The 24,918-nt window shown below is 37.9% G+C and carries 21 protein-coding genes; 8 read left to right on the top strand and 13 right to left on the bottom strand.

The window, feature by feature from the left end:
• From PVK71_RS16860 to PVK71_RS16845, 4 genes are all read right to left on the bottom strand, one after another.
• Positions 1-307 (bottom strand): EAL domain-containing protein (locus tag PVK71_RS16860; protein ID WP_274420267.1); only part of this gene is annotated, 307 nt, incomplete at its 3' end.
• Between the two features lie 179 nt (positions 308-486).
• The gene (locus PVK71_RS16855) at positions 487-873 is read right to left on the bottom strand and encodes a TcpH protein (protein WP_274421864.1); all 387 of its coding nucleotides are present in this window, start codon (positions 871-873) and stop codon (positions 487-489) included.
• On the bottom strand, positions 870-1,517 hold the full coding sequence (locus PVK71_RS16850; RefSeq protein ID WP_274420265.1) for a winged helix-turn-helix domain-containing protein: 648 nt from the start codon (positions 1,515-1,517) through the stop codon (positions 870-872). The genes PVK71_RS16855 and PVK71_RS16850 overlap by 4 nt, the downstream gene beginning before the upstream one ends.
• Before the next feature lie 379 nt (positions 1,518-1,896).
• Positions 1,897-2,520: an outer membrane protein gene (locus PVK71_RS16845; protein WP_274420263.1), complete on the bottom strand. Its 624-nt coding sequence runs from the start codon at positions 2,518-2,520 to the stop codon at positions 1,897-1,899.
• A 604-nt stretch (positions 2,521-3,124) separates the two neighbouring features.
• Between PVK71_RS16845 and PVK71_RS16840 the strand changes: the two genes are divergently transcribed.
• Positions 3,125-3,790, top strand: a complete 666-nt coding sequence (locus PVK71_RS16840) for a DedA family protein (protein ID WP_274420260.1) — start codon at positions 3,125-3,127, stop codon at positions 3,788-3,790.
• A 105-nt stretch (positions 3,791-3,895) separates the two neighbouring features.
• On the opposite strand, the gene gnd is transcribed toward PVK71_RS16840, so the two are convergent.
• From gnd to lolC, 8 genes are all read right to left on the bottom strand, one after another.
• Positions 3,896-5,344: a decarboxylating NADP(+)-dependent phosphogluconate dehydrogenase gene (gnd, locus tag PVK71_RS16835; protein ID WP_274420257.1), complete on the bottom strand. Its 1,449-nt coding sequence runs from the start codon at positions 5,342-5,344 to the stop codon at positions 3,896-3,898.
• A gap of 28 nt (positions 5,345-5,372) precedes the next feature.
• Entirely contained in the window at positions 5,373-6,089 is a 717-nt protein-coding gene (gene pgl, locus PVK71_RS16830; protein ID WP_274420271.1) for a 6-phosphogluconolactonase, read from the bottom strand.
• Positions 6,086-7,588 (bottom strand): glucose-6-phosphate dehydrogenase, encoded by a 1,503-nt coding sequence (zwf, locus tag PVK71_RS16825; protein WP_274420255.1) that lies wholly within the window; start codon positions 7,586-7,588, stop codon positions 6,086-6,088. Before zwf ends, pgl begins: the two co-directional genes overlap by 4 nt.
• Positions 7,589-7,789: 201 nt before the next feature.
• On the bottom strand, positions 7,790-10,081 hold the full coding sequence (adiA, locus tag PVK71_RS16820; protein ID WP_274420253.1) for an arginine decarboxylase: 2,292 nt from the start codon (positions 10,079-10,081) through the stop codon (positions 7,790-7,792).
• 54 nt (positions 10,082-10,135) lie between these two features.
• Complete coding sequence (gene potE / locus PVK71_RS16815) at positions 10,136-11,464, bottom strand: putrescine-ornithine antiporter (RefSeq protein ID WP_274420251.1); 1,329 nt, start codon at positions 11,462-11,464, stop codon at positions 10,136-10,138.
• Positions 11,465-11,822: 358 nt separating this feature from the next.
• Positions 11,823-13,067 (bottom strand): lipoprotein-releasing ABC transporter permease subunit LolE, encoded by a 1,245-nt coding sequence (gene lolE, locus PVK71_RS16810; RefSeq protein WP_274420249.1) that lies wholly within the window; start codon positions 13,065-13,067, stop codon positions 11,823-11,825.
• Positions 13,067-13,783 (bottom strand): lipoprotein-releasing ABC transporter ATP-binding protein LolD, encoded by a 717-nt coding sequence (gene lolD, locus PVK71_RS16805; RefSeq protein WP_274420247.1) that lies wholly within the window; start codon positions 13,781-13,783, stop codon positions 13,067-13,069. Before lolD ends, lolE begins: the two co-directional genes overlap by 1 nt.
• Entirely contained in the window at positions 13,776-14,984 is a 1,209-nt protein-coding gene (gene lolC, locus PVK71_RS16800) for a lipoprotein-releasing ABC transporter permease subunit LolC (RefSeq protein ID WP_274420245.1), read from the bottom strand. Before lolC ends, lolD begins: the two co-directional genes overlap by 8 nt.
• A 171-nt stretch (positions 14,985-15,155) precedes the next feature.
• On the opposite strand from lolC, the gene PVK71_RS16795 reads away from it, so the two are divergent.
• The 5 genes from PVK71_RS16795 to PVK71_RS16775 all read left to right on the top strand — a co-directional run bounded on the left by PVK71_RS16795 (position 15,156) and on the right by PVK71_RS16775 (position 21,458).
• The gene (locus tag PVK71_RS16795; RefSeq protein WP_274420243.1) at positions 15,156-15,725 is read left to right on the top strand and encodes a PilZ domain-containing protein; all 570 of its coding nucleotides are present in this window, start codon (positions 15,156-15,158) and stop codon (positions 15,723-15,725) included.
• 15 nt (positions 15,726-15,740) lie between these two features.
• Complete coding sequence (gene mfd / locus PVK71_RS16790) at positions 15,741-19,196, top strand: transcription-repair coupling factor (RefSeq protein WP_274420241.1); 3,456 nt, start codon at positions 15,741-15,743, stop codon at positions 19,194-19,196.
• A gap of 89 nt (positions 19,197-19,285) precedes the next feature.
• Positions 19,286-20,173 carry a peptidoglycan binding protein CsiV gene (locus PVK71_RS16785; RefSeq protein WP_274420240.1) on the top strand — a complete coding sequence of 296 codons (888 nt, stop codon included), beginning with the start codon at positions 19,286-19,288 and terminating at the stop codon, positions 20,171-20,173.
• A 117-nt stretch (positions 20,174-20,290) separates the two neighbouring features.
• Positions 20,291-20,914, top strand: coding sequence for a thiol:disulfide interchange protein DsbA/DsbL (locus PVK71_RS16780; RefSeq protein WP_274420238.1), 624 nt, complete (start codon positions 20,291-20,293; stop codon positions 20,912-20,914).
• A gap of 70 nt (positions 20,915-20,984) precedes the next feature.
• Positions 20,985-21,458 carry an FKBP-type peptidyl-prolyl cis-trans isomerase gene (locus PVK71_RS16775; RefSeq protein WP_274420235.1) on the top strand — a complete coding sequence of 158 codons (474 nt, stop codon included), beginning with the start codon at positions 20,985-20,987 and terminating at the stop codon, positions 21,456-21,458.
• Between the two features lie 257 nt (positions 21,459-21,715).
• Here PVK71_RS16775 and PVK71_RS16770 read toward each other — a convergent pair whose 3' ends face one another.
• On the bottom strand, positions 21,716-22,336 hold the full coding sequence (locus PVK71_RS16770) for a class I SAM-dependent methyltransferase (RefSeq protein WP_274420233.1): 621 nt from the start codon (positions 22,334-22,336) through the stop codon (positions 21,716-21,718).
• A 282-nt stretch (positions 22,337-22,618) separates the two neighbouring features.
• Here PVK71_RS16770 and hutI point away from each other — a divergent pair, with 282 nt between their 5' ends.
• Together hutI and hutG are read left to right on the top strand one after the other, a co-directional pair.
• Positions 22,619-23,860 carry an imidazolonepropionase gene (hutI, locus tag PVK71_RS16765; RefSeq protein ID WP_274420231.1) on the top strand — a complete coding sequence of 414 codons (1,242 nt, stop codon included), beginning with the start codon at positions 22,619-22,621 and terminating at the stop codon, positions 23,858-23,860.
• Positions 23,850-24,881, top strand: coding sequence for a formimidoylglutamase (hutG, locus tag PVK71_RS16760; protein WP_274420229.1), 1,032 nt, complete (start codon positions 23,850-23,852; stop codon positions 24,879-24,881). The genes hutI and hutG overlap by 11 nt, the downstream gene beginning before the upstream one ends.
• Positions 24,882-24,918 lie beyond the last annotated feature (37 nt).

The following is a 24,918-nucleotide window of genomic DNA, read 5'->3' as shown; positions in this document are numbered from 1 at the left end:
TTTCGAAAGTAATATCAGATTCGTTCACTAAAAGTTTAGATACTTTTTCAAAAAAGAAGTCAGATTCTAAACTTTGAATTGAAATATTTATTGATACTGGGAAGCTTATGCCAAGGTATTCATAGTACGAATGTCTTTCCAATAGCACTTTCTTTATAACAGAGTAATCAAACAAGGGTTTATTAGTAATTAATGAAATATAGTTTTCTATGTTTGATACGCCAGGGATCCTTAGTAACGCTTCTGCGCCAATCACATTCCCATGTTGAACCTTTGGTTGATATAAAAACGAACATTTAGAAATCAAGAAAATACCCTGAAAAAAAAGTATAATTACACAGTAATGCTAGCTATGAATTTAGCGCATCGATACTGGGGAGAATTTACATTAAATTTTTCAAAAGACAAATTATAGACAATTATATTTTTTATAAATTAAACTTTATTAACAGGTTATATGTAAAAATTACTAATTAATTATTCACTTTAATTGCTGCGAGTACAAAAAAATCCAATTTTCTTTAAAATTTTACTTCCTGCGGGTAAAGTAACAAAGCAAGAGTCACCTAATGAATATATGTTTAATATGTAGTAATTACTACCATCATGGGCATAAACTTGTCCCTGAGATAAGTCATAATTAACAACGAACTCACTTGTGTCACTGCTTATAGCAACAGAGCTGTCATCACTCGAATACGTCGTTAAAATTTCTACTGAATCTAAATACTTTATATATCTAGTGTACTTAACATAATCATTTATAGTAATAGTTCCACTAAGATCAACCCTATAAACATTATGCCAAACTATTATAATTAGAAAGTTTATTGCAGATATTAATAATAATATTTTTGATATTTTATTTCTCATACTTTACATCGAGCTATTTTTTTAGTCAGATTGAGTTCACATTCCTGATTTTTTGTTTTCAAAATGTACTTATTATCTGATAATTTAACAAAATCAAAACCTTTCACTTCGACTATTTCACTTAAAGGGACCAACTCATAAAAAACATGTTTCTTAATGCAATAAATTAGTGATGTCATCGAAAAAACAAATGCAAAAATTGAAAATAAAAATATTGCTAGTTGTTTTTGTTTGATATTTCCATCAGGTTTCAACTTAACTTCTTCTACATTATCTTTTATTATTTCATCTTCAACGCCTGGTTTTTTTTCTTTATAATCAATAGATTGCAAGTTATTAATTTTATATCCCGTTCCTTTTACATTTTCAATAACTTCTCTTTCTGAATCTCTAATTGCAACTCTAGTTCGTTTTATTAATTGTGGTATGCTTTCATTAGATATCCACTGAGTACCCCAAAGTATATTTTTAATATGCTCATTATTACAAACTAAAGGGTATTCCTTAATTAATAAATTAAGTATATCTGATACTAAAGGAGTAGTTGAGCCGTATTCATTTAAATCATTTCTTGCATCTTCTAATGAATTATACAGTTTTTTAGTTTTTGGATTCCAATAGATTTCATTAAGTTTAAAAAGCATAAAAACCTTACTTAATAAGTACCTCATCAATAATGATTATAAATATACCTATTTCCCTTTAATGTCAATATCTTATACTTGGCTAAGTTAACACAATTGGAACAACAAAGAACCAGCCACATATGCAATACAAAACAAATACATAGATATAACAATAAAGATTAAAAGTTACACTGTATGTTACTACTCACCCATTAATGGCTAAAGGATGAGCAATTATGATATTTAGTTATTTAATTGAATATTACAAATTCCATACTTAACGATCACAAAACCAACAAGTGCTGTTTTAATAATGCCCTCCTCTACTTTAAGGAGGGCATAAATAAACGACATATTGCTACGTATGGATTACAACATATAATTCATTACTTAAATGCTAAAATGAATAACTAGCACCGATATGCATCGTTGTCACAGAACCAACATTGGTATAGTCTGATAATTGATAACGGTTTGCTTTAGTAGTGAATTCAGCAAGATCATCACCAAAAATATGTTCAAAACTTACATTAAGTGCCATATTATCAGTCACATTATATGACCCTCCTAATGCTATTTTTGGTAACACTTTTGATTCTTTTTTATTAAAAATACTAGCATTGCTTGAAAGTTCTTGAACAGTATAAGCTGCACCCGCCTTTCCAAATATACTCCATTTTTTATTAAAGTTATATTTAGTCACACCTAAAGCTGCGACGTTATAGCCATCATAGTCAAATCTTAGATTTTCAATTTTTGTTTCATTTGTTGCATATGATGAGTAGCTAACTTCAGCGCCATACTGAAATTTATTATTCATTTCAGTATTAAATAAAACCCCCGAATTAAGCCCCCAAGCAAACTTCCCAGACTCTTGCGAATAGTTCATTCCATCGATATCAGCATCAGGAGCCTCTATGCCTCCTATACCTAAATTAACACCTACATAAGGCGTCATATTTGCTAAAGATGAAGCTGAAAACAAACCAAAAATTAAAGCAGCAAGGTGTATTTTATTCATAATAAATACCAAATAAGTCATAAAAATAATAGTTCAAAGCTTAATTTCAATCATTTACCTATTGAAAGTAAGCAATTAAGAAATAAAATTCTCCCATAAGTTATAGGTATAATTGGTGAGAATTAGATTTCACCAGAAATATACATCAATCCAAAAACCAAGCAAATTATAACAAACGTTTATCTTACAACATAATCTAAATAATCAGAAAACTCAATAAACCACATAGAAAACAATAAGTTAGGGCGCACCTCAACAAGTAACAAAATATATATTTTTAAATAAAGTAACATAATTTTTATTTATTACATTAGCACCACTTGAATTATAATTAACTACAACCTTATTACTTAATTAATAACTATTTTAATTCATGATTTATAATTTTATCGCTCTATTTATCACTCCCCCCCTTAGAAAAGATAATAATATTTATATAACACCTGATTTTTCATTTATTTCTTAAGCAAAAAATACCTTAAAGCACAGTTTTATGAAGTTTTTATGACAGTGAATTTTTATAGTGACTTTATCAATCACTTACCTTATTCTCATGTATCTTATTCAACAAGTTAACTACTTGAATTTCGTCTGGAGAATGGCGATGTTTGACTCATTTGTTTCGATTTTAACGGCTCTTTGGCAACAAGACTTCACCGTACTACAAAATCCAGCAAGTATGACGATGATTTATTTTTGTTTAATTTTATTTATTTGGTTAGAAAGCGCATTCATACCTGCAGCACCTCTTCCTTGTGATAGTGTTGTAATCCTTGCTGGCTCGCTAGCGGCAGCAAATGTTATTAGCTATCCTGTTATTGTTGCAGGTTTAATTATGGCAGCAGCGATAGGAAGCCAACTTGCATTTATTCAAGGTCGTTGGTTACATAAATTTCCAATGATTCAAAAGTGGATCAATGCGGTTCCACCTCACCGATTACAAACTGTAGATTCCTTGCTGGCTAAACATGGTTTGATTGCGTTGTTTGTGGCTCGTTTTATTCCTGTTGTACGCCCTCTTCTACCTTTAATGATGGGCTTAAGAATGAAAAAAGCATCTCGCTTCCATTATTTCGCATGGATGAGTGCTATCATTTGGATTTTATTATTAACTGGTTTTGGTTACTCCCTTTCATTTTTACCAGAGAAATTGTCGAAATACATCACGATGGCTTTAATGGCTGCCCCAGTAATTACTTTAGCGATTGCTGTAGGTAGCTTTGTTAGCGGCTATTGTGTAAAAAGATACCGACGTAAACGTATTATTTAAATTATTCTACTTAGGCATAATACAAATAACACATACAAAAAAGCCCTTAACTTATTATTGTTAAGGGCTTTTTATTAGATATCAATAACTACTAATATATAGCTATTATACGTCGTAAGTTGTTGATGCCGTATTACCGCCTGTACCAGTCCAGTTTGTGTGGAAGAATTCACCACGTGGACGGTCAGTACGCTCATAAGTGTGAGCACCGAAGTAATCGCGTTGAGCTTGAAGAAGGTTTGCAGGAAGACGCGCTGTAGTGTAGCCATCTAGGAACGTAAGTGCAGAAGTCATACATGGCATTGGGATGCCAGATTCCATAGACTTAGCTGCAACTTTACGCCATGCGCCCATACAGTTGTCTAGGATACCTTTAAAGTAAGCATCTGAACCTAAGAATGCAATCTCTGGGTTTGCTTCATAAGCATCACGAATGTTACCTAGGAATGCAGAACGGATGATACAACCACCACGCCACATTAGAGCAACGTTACCGTAGTTAAGATCCCAACCGTTTTCGTTCGACGCTTCACGCATTAGCATGAAACCTTGAGCGTAAGATATGATCTTAGAAGCAAGTAGAGCCTGACGAACAGCATCAACCCACTCTTGCTTATCACCTTCAATTGGCGCAACAGTCTTGCCGAACAGTTTCTCAGCTTCAACACGTTGATCTTTAAGTGCAGATAGGCAACGAGAAAATACAGATTCAGTAATTAGCGTCAATGGGATACCCATGTCTAGTGCATTGATACCTGTCCATTTGCCTGTACCTTTTTGGCCTGCAGTGTCTAGGATCTTCTCAACTAATGCTTCACCGTCTTCATCTTTGTAGCCAAGGATGTCAGCTGTGATTTCTACTAGGTAACTGTCTAGTTCAGTTTTGTTCCACTCTGTAAATACAGCCTGCATTTCGTCGTGGTTCATACCTAGGCCATCTTTCATGAACTGGTATGCTTCAGTGATAAGCTGCATGTCACCGTATTCGATGCCATTGTGAACCATCTTAACGAAGTGACCAGCACCGTCGTTACCAACCCAATCACAACAAGGCTCACCCGCGTCAGTTTTCGCAGAGATTCCTTGGAAGATAGGCTTAACTGCTTCCCAAGCTTCAGGAGAACCACCCGGCATGATAGAAGGACCGAAACGAGCGCCTTCTTCACCACCAGAAACACCCGTACCGATAAAGTGAATGCCTTTCTCGCGAAGAGCAGAAACACGACGGTTTGTATCTGGGAAGTTAGTGTTACCACCATCAATGATGATGTCGCCTTTGTCTAGAAGAGGTACAAGCTTGTCGATGAACGTATCGACAACATCACCAGCACGTACCATAAGCATTACTTTACGAGGTGCTTCTAGTTTTTCAACTAGCTCTTCTAGAGAGTAAGCACCAACAATGTTAGTGCCTTTAGCTGGACCTTCTAGAAACTCGTCTACTTTAGCAGCAGTACGGTTATGAGCCACAACTTTGAAGCCGTGGTCGTTCATATTTAGGATAAGGTTCTGACCCATTACTGCTAGGCCGATTACACCGATATCACCTTTCATTATTTTATCTCCTTGCGGCTATCTGCGATTACGCGATAGCACTTGCTGCATTTGAATCTAGGAACCACTCTGTTTCACCAGTCTTAGACTGGATTTTCGCTGCCGGGTAAGGCAACTCTGAAGCTGGAGTTGTATGAATTTCTTTAACGATTTCAACCTTACCTGTACCAAGAACTAGGTAACTAATTCGTTTTGCTGCCTCTAAAACTTTTGCTGTTTTAGAAACACGGATTTGGCCAGACTCTGGGTGAGAAGCTAATACAGATAAGTTCTCATCTTGGTAGTCTGTTGCACCTGGGAATAGTGAAGCTGTGTGACCATCTGCACCAACACCTAACAGGATCCAATCGAATACTGGAGTACCGTTTTCAGTTGGGATGACATCTGCCATCTCTTTTGCAAAACGCTCTGCTTCTGCTTTTGGTTCATCTTCACCACGGATGCGGTGGATGTTTTCTGCTGGTAAATTTACTTTAGTGAAAAGTAATGTATTAGCTTCACCAAAATTACTCTCCACGTCATCAGGGGCAACACAACGCTCATCACCCCACCAAAAGTGTAGGTTATTCCATTGTATGCCTTCTGCATATGGTGCTTGCGATAACAATTTGAAAAGCATTTTAGGCGTACTTCCGCCAGAAAGTGAAATATGTACAGCTTTACCCTGCTCACTATACGCTTTCATTTCATTTGCTAAGTTTTCAACAACTAGCTCTGGTGTAGCAAAAATTTTGTGATTGATCATAATTCGCAGTAATCCGTGTCTGTTAAATTTTTGCATGGGAAACGCCATGCACGATCATCTCTTTGTAAAAGCTCATCCGCTTCTTGTGGTCCCCAAGTACCACAGGCATATCCAAACAAAGATTGAGGATCTTGTTTAAAGTCTAAAATCGGTTGAACATATTTCCAACACGCTTCCACTGCATCAGTACGAGCAAATAACGTTGCGTCGCCATTTAATGCATCTAGCAATAGACGTTCATACGCAGTAAGCATTTGAGTTTCTTGCAAATCAGCGTATGAGAAGTTCATCTTAACTTCTTTTGCCTTAAATCCAGCACCAGGTTCTTTTAAGCCAAAGCTCATCTGAATGCCTTCATCTGGTTGAATACGGATAATTAATTTATTTTCAGGTGCATTCTGACCAAAAACTGGATGTGGTGTTTGTTTAAAGTGAATAACAATCTCTGTTACTCGAGTCGGTAAACGCTTACCAGTACGAACATAGAAAGGAACACCATTCCAACGCCAATTATTGATATAAGCTTTTAAACCGATGTAAGTTTCTGTTCGAGAATCATCGGCAACGCCATGTTCTTCACGGTAACCGGCTAACTGCTGGCCACGTACATCAGATGCCGTATATTGACCTAACACAAGGTTTTTACGCAAATCATCTTCTTCAAGCGGTTTAAGACATTGAAGAACTTTAACAACTTCATCACGAATCGAATCGGCGTTAATTTGAGCCGGTGGTTCCATGCCTACCATTGCTAATACTTGCAGCAAATGGTTCTGGAACATATCACGAACAGCACCCGAACCATCGTAATAGCCACCACGTTCTTCAACACCAAGGAATTCTGCACCAGTGATTTCAACATAATCAATAAAATTACGGTTCCATAACGGTTCAAACATCGCATTTGAAAAACGAAGAACAAGTAGGTTTTGAACGGTTTCTTTACCTAGATAATGGTCAATGCGGTAAATTTGGTGTTCTTGAAAATGGTTATGAATTTCTTTATCAAGACTTTGAGCTGATTCAAGATCATACCCGAATGGTTTTTCAATAATCAGACGCTTCCAGCCATTAGATTCATCGTTAAGGCCATGAGTCGCTAAGCAAGCTGGAATAACACCGTAAAGGCTTGGCGGAGTTGCTAGATAGAAAAGCGTATTCTGTTGCTCAAGTTGGTACTTGTCAGCCAACAGGTCTAACTTAACAGCCAGTTTACTATAATCATCAACATCTGACGTATTTACCGCTTGGTAATGTAAATGCTCACAAAATGCAATAAGCGTTTCTGGATCTGTTTTTTCCATCTCTAGCAGTGATTTTTTCATCTTTTCACGATACGACTCATCGTCATATTGAGAGCGGCTAACGCCTAGGATTGAAAAAGATTCTGAAAGTTGATTACTCGCGTACAGATGATACAAAGCAGGAATAAGCTTGCGGAAAGTAAGATCTCCCGAAGCTCCAAAAATTACGATGGTATTGTTGTCCGAAATTGTCATTATTTCTCTATCCGATACACAGTAAAGTATGCGCGTATAATAGAAAAAAAAACAATGAATTACTAGTTAGTTTTAGCTATTGAATCAATTGTTAAAACAAATCAATCAATAAAGTCTACAACTTTAAGAAGTAATGCCCTTGTGAATAAAAAAACCACTAATTTATAATATGTTAGTGGTTTTTTTTATAAAAAGACAGTGCTATTTTTTTAAACACATAACGTAATATTGGCCATCTTTTACTTCTGTTCCTTCTGTCTCATGTTCAAATCCTGGGAACTCTTTATCCCAAACCTCTAAACTTCTAAGATAACCTATTTGAGGGCTATCACTGCCACCAAAACTTTCACCTGACATTAACATCGGTATTCCTGGTGGATATGGAATAACCGCATTCGCTGCTACTCTATTTTCTAACTTTGAAGAGGCAACCATCTCAATATTATTATCAACAATTGCCTCGAATGCTGCCCTCGGAGTGATTATCGCCTCAGGTAATGTTGAATATGCAGCATTCAGTTTATCTGATGGTGTATGTTGTTTAAGATAAGAGAACATTTTTTCGCCTAAATCTTTTATTCCCATATGCGCGTAAGTTTCTGGATGTTCAGCAACTAATTCAGGCAGCACTGACTTTAACGCAGTATTGCTATCATAATGCCTCTTAAAGCTCAACAATGTATTAACAAGTGTTGCCCACTTGCCTTTTGTAATACCCATCGAAAACAAAAACATGATTTGAAAATCAGTGGTTCTCGTTGGGACTATACCAAATCGTGTTAAGTATTGAGTAACTATCGCAGCAGGAACACCAGTCTCTAATAAATGGCCATCATCTCCCATACCCGGAGCTAATATACTGACTTTAATAGGGTCTAACATACACCAATCATTTGCAATATCATCAAATCCGTGCCATTTATCCCCAGGCTTCATCTTCCAAAAATCTTGTGTTTCTGCAAGTAAATTAGGATCGGCGATTTCAAATGGAATGTCTTTTCCTGTTTCAGGATCAACAATAGTTTCGGCATTCCACGGTTTAAAAAACCAATCGTTATCAGCTTCGAATTCTCGAAATAATCGCCCCATAGCTTGGCGATAATCAACGGCTTCTCTAATCACTTCTTGAGTTAATGAGTAACCTTTATTTCCAGCCATTTGCGACACAGCAATATCATTCGATGCACTTATTGCATACAAAGGAGAGGTCGTAGCATGCATCATATAAGCTTGGTTGAAGCGTTGGAAATCAATAGCATCCTTGCCATGACGCACATGAATCCATGATGCTTGAGATAAACCATTTAATAATTTATGCGTAGAATGGGTAGCAAAAACCGTTGGTGCATTATCTGACTCAACAGGCTCACCTCGCATTGCAAAATGATTTTCATAGATAGGATTAAAACGAGCGTAACCATACCAAGCTTCGTCAAAATGAAGTCGGTTACTGCTTTTTCCTAATATTTCTTGTACACGTTTAGCGTTATAGCACAGCCCATCATAAGTACAATTCGTTATAACTGCGTAGACAGGTTCTTGGTCTGCATGAACTTTCGTTAATCGACTTTCTTTTGCCCGCGCCTTTATTGCTGCCTGTTCCATTTGTTCTGGATAGATAGGGCCAATAATTCCATATCGATTCCGTGTAGGGAGCAAATAAATAGGAAGAGCACCGGAAAGCATCAAACCTTGTTCTATTGATTTATGACAGTTTCGGTCACAAATTGCCAGACTATTTTCCTTCATACAAATTTGCATAATGGTTCGATTAGCACCAGAGGTTCCAGTAACTAATGAATAAGATTTATTAGCACCAAATACTTCTGCTGCAAATGCTTCGCTGTCTCCAAAATACCCAGTATGATCGAGAAGTGACCCTAACGACCCTCGCTCTATCCCCATATCAGAACGAAATAGTCCTTCGCCATAATAATGATAAAAACGCTGGCCCGCAGGTGTCTTAGTAAAACCTATTCCGCCTTGGTGACCTGGTGCTGCCCATGAATATTCATGAACATCATCATATTTCATCATTGCTGCCATTAATGGCGGGAGTAGCTGTTCTCTATAACGCTCCATCGCTGCTATAGATCGTCCGACAATAAAATCTGCTGTATCTTCAAGAATCCAAGCAAACTCATCCACACGTGACATTAATTCACGGCTGACCGTTAGCGTGATCTTTTTTCTCTCTGCTAATAAAAAAACAGGTACGCCTTCTTGACGTTGATTTAACTTATCAATAAGTTGGAAAAAATGCTCATTCTCTTCTTGCTGATGTCCTGTCATTCTTGACGCTAGCATTAAACAATCCACAGCGATATTTGCATTCAATATTGAATAACAATCATCAAATGAAGAAGCGACAGTGACGTGTACCCCTTCATTATTAAATTCCTCAAGTAGGCGATTTAATGCACTTTGAATGACTCCCCCTTCAATTGAATCATTAAATATTAATACCCTTTTCTGTTTTCCATAGTTCTTCATGCTTTTCTTCCTTCGTCTTAGAGAAAATTTGATTTTTAACGCAATCTTAATGTATTAATTCATATTTTTTTCTTGCTCTACCAATTGATCTCGACTTGCAATAAACCCATAAAATAAGTATCCGAATAGTGCAATAATGACACCATAATAAACAGCTTCAGTTCCGGTCGCGTAAGCGCCATAAATGCTATAAACCACCGCAATAGTTCCTAGGAAAATACTGACGTTATATTCTTTAGATTCAACATTACTTTGACGGAGAATAACGCCTAAAGCAGTCAAAGATAAAATATATGGCACCATATTAATAAATACGGCCAAATCGACTAAAATATTAAACTGTTTCAATAAGGTTGGGGATATGGTCATTATTGCTAAGATTACCTCCAATCCAAGCATAATTAGCATCCCTTTCACTGGTGCCTCAAATCTATTTACTTCTGAAAAGACTTTCGGGAAAAGATTGATTTCAGCGGCAGCTTTTGATACTTGCGCATTGGTAAATTGCCAACCTAAAAGTGAACCTAGACAGGCAATAATAGCTAAAACTGTAATAATATTACCAATAAATGGATTGAACATTTGCGAGAATACTAATCCAAATGGAGCATCAGACTTGGATAACAATTCATTAGGAACGATCCCTTGAATAACCGTTGTTGATGCAATATAGGTGATCGCAGAAAATACAGTTGCAAGCATGCAAGCTAATGGTACATTTCGTTTGGGATTTTCCACTGCTCCTGAATTAGCGCCTGCAGATTCTATACCTAAAAAGGCCCATAGAGTGAGTGCAATACCTGATGATATTGCAGACATGGTTGGTATCTCATGTGGGTTCCAGCCTTCTGAAAAAGTCTTCGTATCAAACCAAAACCAACCAATAATTGAGACCCCTAATACAGGAATGATAACTCCCCAAACTGTCACAGAAGAAATGGCACCTGTTATTTTTGCTCCTCTTATATTACAAAGTAATGTAACGACTAAAATTGTAACCACACCAATGAAGTTATGTATTGGTGTCTCTTTTAACCACGGAAGAAATGTCTCAAGGTAACCAACAGTAGTGACCGAAATAGCGACTGCACTAATAACAAGACACACATAGTAAGTATACGACGCTATAAAAAAACTCGATTTACCATGCGCTTTTTTCGCATAAGCTGACATACCGCCATCTTCAGTACAATACATACCACATTTAGAAAATGTATAAGCTATACAGAGTGCACCAATTGCGGTTATTCCCCATGCTAATAAAGCAATACCTCCGGTTGCAGCTAAACTTGATGGAAGTAATATAATACCAGAGCCCATCATGTTTACAGTCACAATGGTTGTTAGTCCCATTAACCCCATTTTATTTGAACCTGTGCTCATATTATTCGCCCTCTATTTAGATCACTCTCATTATTATATAAATAAATAAACTTAATCATTTAGTTACAATAAAAGCGTAGTTCATAGATTTAAATGTGCAAAAACAAATTCAATAATTTATATTTAATAAAAAACTAGATAAGGTGTTATACAATTCATCAGTAGTAACTCTTAAAACCATAAAATCAAGTAATTAAAGAATATATTCTTTCGTTATAAATAAACTTAATAATAAAGTGGTTTTTCTTGTCTGTCATTATTCCCTGTTATTATTCCCTGTTATTATTCAAATTAAATAAAAAAGCCATTGAATATTTCAATGGCCTAAATTTAAGAGTTGATATTGATATAAAGAGTTTTACTTAGAGCTCAACACCGCTGCAGGATGTAACTGACTTGCCTTTCTTGCTGGATACCACGTCGCAATGGCACTTAAAAATATCGCCGTCGCTGTCACAATAGCGACATCACTCCAAACTAGCTCTGAAGGTAAGAAATCAACAAAATAAATATCACCAGATAAAAACTGATGACCAATCAGTGATTCTAACCCCTTAATCATAGGCGTTAAGTTTAGTGCGACAAATGAGCCAAGTGCCGATCCTGCTAAACTACCTGTCACACCTGAGAATATCCCTTGGCATACAAAGATACGTTTAATTAAACCGTCATTGGCACCCATGGTTCTTAAAATAGCAATATCACCAGAACGATCTTTCACTGCCATCATGAGAGTTGATACGATATTAAAGCAAGCAACCCCAATGACTAAAACCATCACAAGGTACATGATTGAACGAACTAATTGAATGTCTCGATATAAGTAGCCGTATTTCTGCACCCAACTGCGTAAGTAGACATATTCAGTTAATGTTCCCCCTACTTCGCGGACAATATTTTGAGCATCTAAAACACTGCTGACTTGCAATGACACACCTGTGACACTGTCACCTAAATTAATGTACTGCTGTGCATCTTTTAGAGGAACAATCGCTAAACCATGATCGACCTGCCCACCTAAAGACAATAAACCAACCACTTGCAAACGTTGGCGTTTTGGTGAGCGAAGCTGCTTACTTGGATTTTCATCTGGGATCATCGCGGTGATCCAGTCACCAACCTTAACATTTAAGGTATCAGCAACACCCTTGCCTAAAATAACGCTTTGTTTGTTAGCTTCAAACGCCTTCCATGCCTTGTTATCAATATACTCAGGCAATTTAGAAACCGCACCTTCCAATAAAGGTTCAACACCTCGAACTTCAACCGCTTTTAATTTACTGCCTCGTTCAAGTAAGGCGGTAAATCGTACATAAGGGGCTGCACCTGTAACTTTTGGGTGTTTTTGGGCTTGGATCATCATGGTCTGCCAATCTGATACTGGGTTTTTAACCCCTTCAAGCTCAGCATGCGGGATAACAGAAAGCACTCGATTTTGTAATTCACGCTCAAAACCATTCATCGCAGAAAGACCAATGATGATCACCGCCACACCAATAGCGATACCAAGCGTGGATGAAATCGAAATAAACGACACCATTTTATTACGCTGCTTAGCTCGCGCAAAACGGCCACCAATAAAAAGAGAAAGCGGTGAAAACATTACGCCTCCTGCTCTTGGCTTAATGTTGAGCGAACCGTTTCAGTAATAAAGCGGCCATCTTGCATGCTCAGTTGTTTATCTAATTTCGCCGCCAATTCATTATCGTGTGTGACCACTAAGAATGCAGTACCTGATTCTTGGTTCAATTCACGCATTAAATTATAAATATCCAATGCTGTTTTATGATCCAAGTTACCTGTTGGTTCATCAGCAAGAACTAAAGCAGGCTTATTGACTAACGCTCGAGCAATCGCCACACGCTGACGCTCACCACCTGACAGTTCAGAAGGACGGTGTTCAATACGATGAGCTAGACCGACTTTCTCAAGTAATTCGGTGGCACGCTTTATCGCTTCTTTCTTATGTACTCCGCCAATTAACAGCGGCATTGCCACATTTTCTAATGCGCTAAAGTCAGAAAGAAGGTGATGAAATTGATACACGAAACCAATATGCTGATTTCTAATTTTTGCTTGCTTATTGGCATTCAACTTCGTCAATTCATTTTGTTGAAAATGCACAGTACCTGAGGTAGGCTCATCAAGAGCACCAAGAATATGCAATAAGGTACTTTTACCAGAACCAGATGAACCAACAATGGCAACTAATTCACTTTCATTAATTTGAAAATCAACCCCTTTTAGCACTTCAGTTTCCATTGTGCCTTCTTGGTAAACCTTACGAATACCCTGACAAACTAATAATGGATTACTCATATCTTAATGCCTCTGCTGGTTGTACGACTGCCGCTCGATAAGATGGGAATACGGTCGCTAATAAACTTAATAAAATTGCTAGAATAATGACTACGCACACTTGTAATGGTTCAACCTGTGCTGGCAAAGATCCACCAACAGTAAATAACGATAATCCAAGTGTAGAAAGAATAATATTAATATTACTGGCAAATAATGCACCTAACGAGCCACCAACAATGGCACCAATAACGCCACTGCTTGCCCCTTGAACCATAAAGATAGAGAGAACTTGGTTACTCGTCATGCCCTGTGTTTTTAATATCGCGACTTCAGCTTGTTTTTCCATAACCACCATAATAAGTGCAGAAATAATATTAAACGCTGCGATAGCTACAATAAGACCAAGCATTAAGCCCATCATATTTTTTTCCATTTTTACGGCTTGGAATAATTCACCACGTTGATCACGCCAATCACTCCACGTCATATTTTTTTCTAACTGTAATTTAGCTAGCTCAGTCACTTGGAATGGGTCTTCAAAGAATAAGCGCCACCCTGTAATATTGCCTTTTTTCAATTTCATCAAACGAGCTGTGTCTTGAATGTTCGCGACCATTAATTGACCATCAACATCAGAACCCGTACTAAACACACCCACAACTTTAAAGTTACGTTGACTTGGAATACGACCTAATGGCGTGTATTGGCTTGCATTGGTTACCATTATGCGAACTGTATCACCATAACGAACACTCAACTCACGCGCCAATTTTGACCCAAGAAAAATGCCATATTCACCCGCTTTAAGTTGACGAACATTGCCTGAAATTAACTCATAAGCAATAGGGTCATATTCATTTGGGTCAATACCAACAAGCATTCCCGCACTTAACCCTTTTGCGCTTTGAATAATCGCTTCACCGCGAACTACGGGCGTTACTTGAGTAACATGAGGCAAGCTTGCTACGTAATTACGGTCGTCTTCTAAAGGGGCTAACTGGCCATCAATAGTCGATACTACCGCTTGAGGTAATACGCCAAGAATTCTATCTTTTAATTGGGCTTCAAACCCATTCATCACAGACAATACCGTCACTAAGGACAGCACCCCAATAGTGATCCCCGCAGTAGACATGTAAGAGATAAAACGACTAAATCTATCGCCAGAACGCCCTCTTAAATATCGCAATCCTATAAATACTGATACTGGATGAAACATAAATTCTCTCAATCATGCTTTTTGAAGCTATAATAATATATACAGTCTATCACGTAAAATACTGGTATTTATTCCTTTTTTTGCTCTTTTGTTCATCATTGTTACCGATTAAACACTTGCTGATATCCAGTGACTTCGCCATAATTAAGAAATAATAATAGAGGGACGTTTATGTCACATAATGAATACTTTTCGGTTCACTACGATTTAACCATCAATGTTGAACTTCTTCCGAACGATGCTGCACTACCAAACATGGAAACGTTTGAACGTGAAATACCTGCACCATTTCGAGTTGCTCAAGAATGCAGCTCACTTGATGATGTTTCTGAAAATGAACTTTCTTTTCTCAAGCTAGATGATGGCAAACGCCTTGCTAATTATTTAAACAACCAAAATCAAAAACTGAATCTACTATTGTCTTATTTGTTAATTCAACAAGATGATGAGGCTTATCGCCACAAAACCGTAAGCTTTGGAGCGAGTAAATTTACTTTCGAAAGTAAAAACGCATTAAATATAGATCAAAAAGCTAAAGTAAAACTTTTTCTTGAGCATCCACCAGCAGCAATTTACTGTTACGCTAAAGTAACTCAATGCACAGAAACAGAAACTGGCTACCTCATTGAAATGGCTTACGACCTACTTCGTGATATCGACCAAGATTTATTAATCAAAGCCGCACTCTTTCAACAACAGAAAGTGCTTAAACTTCGCGCTCAAGAACGCAACTTAACCTAATAACTGAATATCCTGATGCCTATAAAAAACTTACTGTCATTACCGTTACCAACCAAAGCCAATGATACACGCTCAATTGGTAATCTTACGGGCTCTTCTCTAGCGCTTGCGATTGCAGAGATTGAGCAACAACACACTGGCCCTGTCGTGGTTACGGTTACTGAACCGCAGTTGGCATTTCGTTTACAAAATGAAATCAACCAATTTAGCCAACGTTCAGTAGAGGTTTTTCCTGATTGGGAAACCCTTCCTTACGACAGTTTTTCTCCGCATCAGGATATTATTTCTGACCGTTTATCGCGCCTATATCATTTGCCTCAGCAAAAAAATGGCACGCTAATTGTTCCTGTTAGTACCTTATTACAGCGTCAATCACCGCAATCTTTTCTGCACAAGCATGCATTAGTCGTAAAGGTAGGTGATCGCCTATCGTTTGATAAGCTAAAATTGCAGCTAGAGAAATCCGGTTACTTACACGTTGACCAAGTCATGAGCCACGGTGAATATGCTAGCCGTGGTTCTATTCTTGATTTATTCCCAATGGGTAATGCGCATCCTTACCGTATTGATTTTTTCGATGATGAAATTGACACCATTCGTCAGTTTGATCCTGAAAACCAACGTACGATTGAAGAAGTAAAATCCATAAACCTACTTCCTGCTCATGAATTCCCAACCGATGATGTCGCGATAGAAGATTTCCGTATTCGCTGGCGTCAACGCTTTGATGCTCGCCGTGAGCCAGAGTCTGTTTATCAACAAATCAGTAAAGGCGCTTGGCCTGCAGGTATTGAGTACTGGCAACCACTGTTTTTTGATGAAACCGAAACGTTGTTCGACTACCTACCAGATAACACATTACTGGTTACTATTGGTGATATAGAAAAAGCAGCCAATGATTTCTTGGCCGATGCCGAGTACCGTTACGATCAACGTCGAGTTGATCCACTTCGTCCGCTGTTGCCGGTAAATGAACTTTGGTTAAATACCTCTGATATGTTTGGCTTATTCAAACAATATCCGCGTGTAAAACTGGCAAAAGAACCAGAGATTGAAAAAGCTGGGCGTTTTAATCCTGATTTATTAGAACTTCCAGAAATTGCAATTCAGCACCAAAATAAAGAACCATTTGCACAGTTTCGTCAATTTTATGAGAAATTCAGTGGCCAGGTTATTTTCTCTGTTGAATCTGAAGGTCGTCGTGAAGCCCTTCTTGAATTATTAGCACGTATTAAATTAAAACCTGCCATTTGTGATTCAATGAAAGACGCCGTTGGACATAAAAATAAAGCAACGTTAGTGATTGGTTCTGCTGAACGAGGCTTTATTCTTCAAAATCCATGCGTTGCTTTTATCTGTGAAAGTGACTTATTAGGTGAGCGAGTAATACAACGTCGCCGCCGCGGTGACAATAAATCAATTAACAGCAACACCTTAATCCGCAACCTTGCTGAACTAAAAATTGGTCAGCCAGTGGTTCACATTGATCACGGTATTGGACGTTACATGGGGCTTCAAACGTTAGACGTTGGTGATATGCCAGCCGAATACATGATGTTGGAATACCTAAACGAAACAAAACTGTATGTTCCTGTTTCATCGTTAAACCTGATCAGTCGCTATTCTGCAGGTGCAGATGAGACAGCACCAATCAGTAAATTAGGCAGTGACGCATGGAGTAAAGCACGCCGTAAAGCAGCAGAAAAAGTACGAGATGTTGCCGCAGAACTGCTTGATGTTTACGCTAAACGCGCAATTAAACCGGGCTTTTCTTTTAAACAAGATCGCGACGCTTACGCCGATTTTAGAGCCAGTTTCCCGTTTGAAGAAACGCATGACCAAGAAATCGCCATTAACGATGTGTTATCCGATATGTGTCAAGCTAAAGCCATGGATCGCCTAGTATGTGGTGATGTGGGCTTTGGTAAGACAGAAGTCGCAATGCGTGCTGCATTTTTAGCAACACACAATGAAAAACAAGTGGCAGTATTAGTTCCAACGACCCTACTTGCTCAGCAGCATTTTGAGAATTTCCGCGACCGTTTTGCTAACTTCCCAATACGAGTGGAAGTTCTGTCTCGCTTTAAATCAGCCAAAGAGCAAAAAGAAATTTTAGCGGCTACTGCTGAAGGCAAAGTAGATATCCTAATCGGTACTCATAAATTACTACAAGACAGCATTAAATTTGAAGATCTTGGTTTACTGATCGTAGATGAAGAACATCGCTTTGGTGTCCGTCAAAAAGAAAAAGTAAAAGCGATGCGCTCAGACGTAGATATTCTAACGTTAACCGCAACGCCAATTCCAAGAACGCTGAATATGGCGATGAGTGGCATGCGCGATTTATCAATCATTGCAACACCACCTGCTCGTCGATTAGCAATTAAGACTTTTGTTCGTGAAAAAGCCGATGATGTTATCAAAGAAGCGATTCTTCGTGAGATCAAACGTGGCGGCCAAGTGTATGTTCTGCACAACAATGTAGAAACTATTCAGAACGCAGCTGAAGAGATTGAAAAACTGATCCCAGAAGCGCGTGTTACCTTGGCTCATGGTCAAATGCGCGAGCGAGAATTAGAACGCATCATGGGTGACTTTTATCACCAACGTTTCAATGTACTTGTATGTACAACGATTATTGAAACCGGTATTGATGTTCCAACTGCCAACACTATTATCATGGATCGTGCTGATAAGCTTGGTTTAGCTCAATTACACCAATTACGTGGTCGTGTTGGCCGTTCACACCACCAAGCTTACGCCTATTTACTGACACCACATCCAAAAGCATTAAGTAAAGATGCAAGAAAACGTTTGGATGCGATAGCTTCTCTGGAAGATTTAGGAGCAGGTTTTACTCTTGCAACTCACGATTTAGAGATCCGTGGAGCGGGTGAATTATTGGGTGATGGTCAAAGTGGCCAAATTCAATCCGTTGGTTTTACTCTCTATATGGAAATGCTTGAGCAAGCAGTTGAAGCATTAAAAGAAGGTAAAGAACCATCGTTAGATGATTTATTGCGTGAACAAACAGAAGTCGAACTTCGCCTACCAGCATTAATTCCCGAAGATTATATTCCAGATGTAAATACCCGCTTATCTCTCTACAAACGCATTGCAAGCGTTTCAGACAATGGTGAATTAGATGAACTTAAAGTAGAAATCATTGATCGCTTTGGTTCATTACCTGAAGCGGCTCAAACATTATTAATCAGTTCTGAAGTTAAAATGTTAGCAGCATCATTGAAAGTGAAGAAATTAGAAGCTCACGGAAATGGCGGTTACATTGAATTTGAACCTACCGCTGACATAAACCCTATGTTCCTTGTGTCATTATTACAAAAAGATCCAACAGGTTTTGCGTTAGATGGACCAACAAAGGTTAAATTTATAAAAGACTTAACTGAGAGACAAGTGCGAATTAAATACGTAATGGGCTTGCTCAAATTGTTTTACGAAAATAGAATCTAACTATTAGATTTACATAATAAGAAAGTACTAATGTTTAGTCTTAGTTATGGATAACTAAGACTTTATAGAACCATCTCACTGGAGTTTGAATGAAAAAAATAATTTATGCGTTAATTTTACTAGCAAGTTGGCCTTCTTTTGCTCGTCAATTTGACGTCGAAGTCATCATTTTTAAGCGCAATGTTGAGCCATCTTCTTATCAAGAATCTTGGCCTGATATTCTTGCGCCTATCAATTTAGATCGTGCTTTCTCATACCGCGATAAAAAAATGATGAGCAGTAATGGTGCATCGCTACTTCCTTCTGGTTACTACAAATTAAATGAAGCTTATACTAAACTGCAAAATCACGCTGGATTTAAGCCATTAGTACATGTTGCTTGGCGCCAAGGGGATTCTGGAGCTTCTCGTTCTCCTATTTTCCACATTCAAGCAGGCCAAGATTTTTCTGATCGCTTTGTTGCAGATGGCCGAACTATTGAAGATGCAAACGCTGATTTATCACTAGTTCCTTTAGATGCACCAAAACCAGCGCTTATTGAAGACACAGATACTCTTGAAGCTGATACAACGGCAGCAACGTCATCTTCAGGCCCTCTTCTTGAATTAGATGGCACAATGCAGGTTTACGTTCAGCATTACCTATACGTAAATACGATTTTAGATCTTAAGGTTCCTGGACAACACGAATTTATCGTTAATACACCAACAGCAGATAAAGAAGAAATGATGACTGAAACAATTTCTTCTAATGACTCTGACATTCAAGGTGATACCACTGAAACTAACGCTGTCCTAATTGAAGATCCAAATGCGGATGTTCAGTTGGGTCACTTAGAAGATGTAACACCAGAAACTGAAGTTAAAGAATTTTTAAAATCTTATCGTATGGAAGAAAAACGTAAGATGCGAAGTGGTGAAACTCACTATATTGATCATCCATTAATGGGTATGATCATCCAAGTGCGTAAAGTGTAACGCCGTAATTTCTTTACATAGTTTTACTAAATAGGACAACATTTGTTGTCCTATTTTATTTCTACTTACTTCATTTCATGCTATTTTCATTCGAAATCATAATCAATGAGAATCAACATGAAATCTATCATCAAACCATTATTGCTTGTCCTTTCTTCAGCCCTTTTTCTTACAGCTTGTGGTGACACTAACGAGCCAAAAGAAGGCGTTCAATACGAAGTACTTTCAACGACTTTACAAAACGACTCATTAGCACCAGTAACTGAAGTATTTGCCTTATCTTGCGGTCACTGCCGTAACATGGAAAACTTCTTACCTGTAATTAGCCAAGAAGCAGGTACTGACATCGGCAAAATGCACATTACATTTAACCAATCAGCACATGTTGCTGCTATGTTCTACTACGCTGCAGAAATGCAAGTAGATGGCACGCCAGATCATGCGTTTATGGAAGACTTATTTGCAGCAACTCAAATGGGTGAAGGTACAACATTAACAGAGCAACAAGAAGCATATTCTAAAGCGTTTACCTCTCGTGGCCTGACAAGCCCTTACGAATTTAATGAAGAGCAACGTGATATTCTTATTCAAAAAGTAGATACTGCTAAACTGCTTTCTGAGCAATCAGGTATTAGCTCTGTTCCTACTTTTGTGGTTAACGGTAAATACAACGTATTAATTGGTGGTCATGATGATCCTAAGAAAATAGCTGAAACTATCCATTACTTATTAGAAAAATAATTCATTCGTATGAGTATACATATGAATAAATCATACTCATTAAATTGGTGTCTTAATATAAGGAAATAATGTGTCTAAAATTATCATCACCCTTGCTATTATCGTTCTTGGTTACATGCTGTTTCAGCACTTTGTAAACAATCCAAAAGCAGCAAAAGCCAATATCGAACTTGGTAAGGCTTTCTTAGCAGAAAATGCAACGAAAGAAGGCGTTCAAACTACCGCTTCTGGTCTTCAATACCTAGTACTTGAGGAAGGTACAGGCACAGAGCACCCTACAGCAAAGAGCAAAGTTAAAGTTCATTACCACGGTACGACTATCGATGGAAACGTATTTGATAGCTCAGTTGAGCGTGGTGAGCCAATTGAGTTTGGTTTAAATCAAGTAATCAAAGGTTGGACTGAAGGCGTTCAATTAATGGTTGTTGGCCAAAAGATGCGTTTCTTTATCCCTAACGATTTAGCTTACGGTAATCGTTCAGCAGGCTCTATCCAACCGGGTTCTGTATTAATTTTTGAAGTTGAACTGTTAGATTTTAAATAATCATTTATCAGCTTAAAAATTCAATATCATATAATGAAAATGGCGGTTCACTTTGAACCGCCATTTTTTGTTTCTAACTGTCGATAAATCTAACTTAATTTATACCAATCACAGTAAGCAAGTGATCAGAAATAGCGCAGGAAAAATGCTTGAGAACAAGGCGGCACTTTTCGACAAATAGTTTCGATAAGTAGGTTATTCTACAATCAAAAATTTCAACGCAGTTATCGAGTATTTTAACCAGCTAGAATGATCAGTTATTTACTACAATTGGTACTATACATCACGATTGTAAAATCTTCATCTGCATAGTCATCTATCAATTCACAATTAGGACACAAGCTTAAACAATAATTAAGAACCTGCTGCGGGTCATGTGCTTCTAGTAAATTGGTTTCTTTAAAATGATGGTGGTTTAATAAATTGAAGACAACGGCCTCTTCAGCCTTCTCATACATGGCTCTAATCACCTTTGCATGATAGGTTTTATTACGAGCTCGATAATTAAGAGAACCACTTGCCACCACGATATCCGCCGTTGGTAGCTTAGTTGCTGAAAAATCCCCTTTAATAAACGCACAATTATGTTGATGTTCAAAGTGTTTCTTTGCTTGTTTAATAAAACTCCCCTGCTGATCAACACCGGTATAGGACTCTACACAACAACTCATATCAAGAAAGGTTTTAAAATCACCATAACCACAACCTAAATCTAATACTCGTTTACCATCAAAATTAACGGCTTGAGCGATGGTTTTAAAACGTAGAAATTGAGATTCAGTCGAATTCCAACCTAATGATCTCGCATGATCACCTGCATATTGTTTCAGTCTTTCATCATGATAAAGACGAATACTCAATCTATCTAATAAGTGCATATGTTGTTTTAACCATTTTTATTCTTAGAATTATACAGTTTGAAGTGTACTCCTGATAATTCTAGTTTTCATCTACTTATCGTTAGCTACTCTGTAAAATAGTATTAAATTATTCAAATCGCTCTCATCCGTCATATCCTCTCAGAATTGGATGTTTAATAGTCAATAATTACTCTTTTGATCACAACTCCATTACACTCTACCTTGCTTTAACCTATAAAAAAGATTATCTATTTGAATATACATATTAACTTGTCCGCTAATTTATATAGGCAAATAATCATGGATAGAATTTTTACCAATCTTAAACTCGTCACAATGACAACAGATCTATCTGCCCAAAATAACGGCTATCAAGTAATAAAAAACACGATGATTGGTATAACTAATGGCAAAATTGAGTATGTTGGTCCTGCTTGCTCTGACATATTTCATGGTCATCCAGACGTGATTGATTGTGGCCATGCTTTAGTCACTCCCGGTTTAATTGATTGCCATACCCACCTTATCTTTGCAGGCAATAGAGCCAATGAGTTTGAGCAACGCTTACAAGGCGTTCCATACGAAGAGATCGCAAAGCAAGGTGGAGGGATTTTATCTACCGTATATGCCACTCGTGAAGCAACAGAAGATGAACTTTATCACTTAGGCATTCAACGCTTAGAAGGCCTAAAACGTGACGGCGTCACTACTATTGAGATTAAATCAGGTTATGGCTTAACGCTTGATGATGAAATCAAAATGCTCCGAGTCGCCAAACGTATTGCTGAATTACCAGATATAAAAGTCTCTACCACATTGCTTGCTGCACATGCCCTTCCTCCTGAATATAAAGATCGTCCTGATGATTACATTAGCTTAATTTGTGACACAATTATTCCTCATGTTGCCAAACAAAAATTGGCAGATCATGTTGATGTCTTTTGTGAAGGGATTGGGTTTTCTACTACACAGTGCGAACATGTATTCAATGCTGCATTAGAGCATGGTCTAAAAATTAAAGGTCATACTGAGCAGTTATCGAATCTTGGCGGCAGTGCATTAGCTGCTTCAATGGGCGCTTCCTCAGTGGATCATATTGAATACCTTGATGAAGATGGGGTCAAAGTATTAGCACAGAATAATACCGTAGCTACTCTTTTACCTGGTGCCTTTTATTTCTTACGAGAAACCAAACTCCCACCGATTGAATTACTGCGTAAGTATCGCGTTCCAATGGCTATTGCCACCGATTTCAACCCCGGTACGTCACCTATAGCTTCGCTTCGAACCATGATGAACATGGCTTGTACTTTATTTAAATTAACACCTGAAGAATCCTTACGGGGGGTGACTTGTAATGCAGCCCAAGCACTTGGATTGCAAGACTCACGCGGAACGATTGAAGTGGGCATGGATGCTGACTTTGCACTTTGGCAATTGGACTCTCCTGCTGAACTCTCCTATCGATTAGGTGTTCCCGATCTTATTGCTCGAGTGATTAATGGTAACGTTTTTTATACTAAGGAAACTTATGAAAAATAATACCTTAATCGACATGACAAGTTGGACAGGCAGAGTCGATCTTGAAGATGGTGAACTCGGTTTGCGTTGGCATCAAAAAATCAGTGAAGCGACAAGTTCAAGTATGAATGGGATCGTGTTGCTTGGTTTTGCTTGCGATGAAGGAGTTTATCGCAATAAAGGCCGTATTGGTGCTTATTCTGCTCCACAAATCATTCGACGCGCCTTATCCAATTTAGCTTGGCATCATAATAAAGCTGTTTTTGATGGGGGGGATACCTGTTGTGATGATGCTGATCTTGAATTAGCACAGCACCAGCTTGGTGATAATGTTGAACAAGCCCTTGCTAACCATAACCAAGTGATTGTTTTTGGTGGCGGTCACGAAATTGCATGGGGCTCCTTTCAAGGCATTGCGCGTCATTTAAAAAGTATCACTGAATCAAACCAACAAAAAACACCACCACGCATTGGAATCATTAACTTTGATGCACATTTTGATCTACGAAATCCACCACAAAAAGAACACTTATCTGAAGAATCAACAGAACAACAGTTTGGTAGTTCAGGCACTCCCTTTCATCAAATTTCTCAATATTGTGAAGCGAATGGATGGCCATTTAATTATGCCTGCTTAGGATTAAACCGAGGCAGTAATACTCAAGCTCTTTACCAAAAAGCGGATGATCTGAGTGTACTTTATTTTGATGATACAGAAATGACACATGCTAACTTGCCATTAATTCAACAAGACTTATCTCACTTTATTGACCAAAATGACTACCTTTATCTCACGATAGATATTGATGTTTTTCCGGCATCAGTTGCTCCAGGAGTGAGTGCACCTGCAGTTCGAGGTGTCCCTCTTGAGATCATTGAAACCCTTATTTTTGATATTTTGGCAGCGAAAAACCCCCAAGGTATTTCCAAATTGCTCTTGGCTGATATGGCTGAGTTTAACCCTAATTTTGATATTGATAATCAAACAGCACGCTTAGCTGCAAGACTCGCTTGGACCATTGCTCATGGAATGAAAGCGTAATGCTTTTATTTTCAGAGCTAGTAATTCACAAGCACTT

Origin of the sequence: Aliivibrio sp. S4MY1 (assembly GCF_028765545.1) — a bacterium.
Lineage (GTDB): Bacteria > Pseudomonadota > Gammaproteobacteria > Enterobacterales > Vibrionaceae > Aliivibrio.
This window is presented reverse-complemented; position numbering and strand designations above follow the sequence as displayed.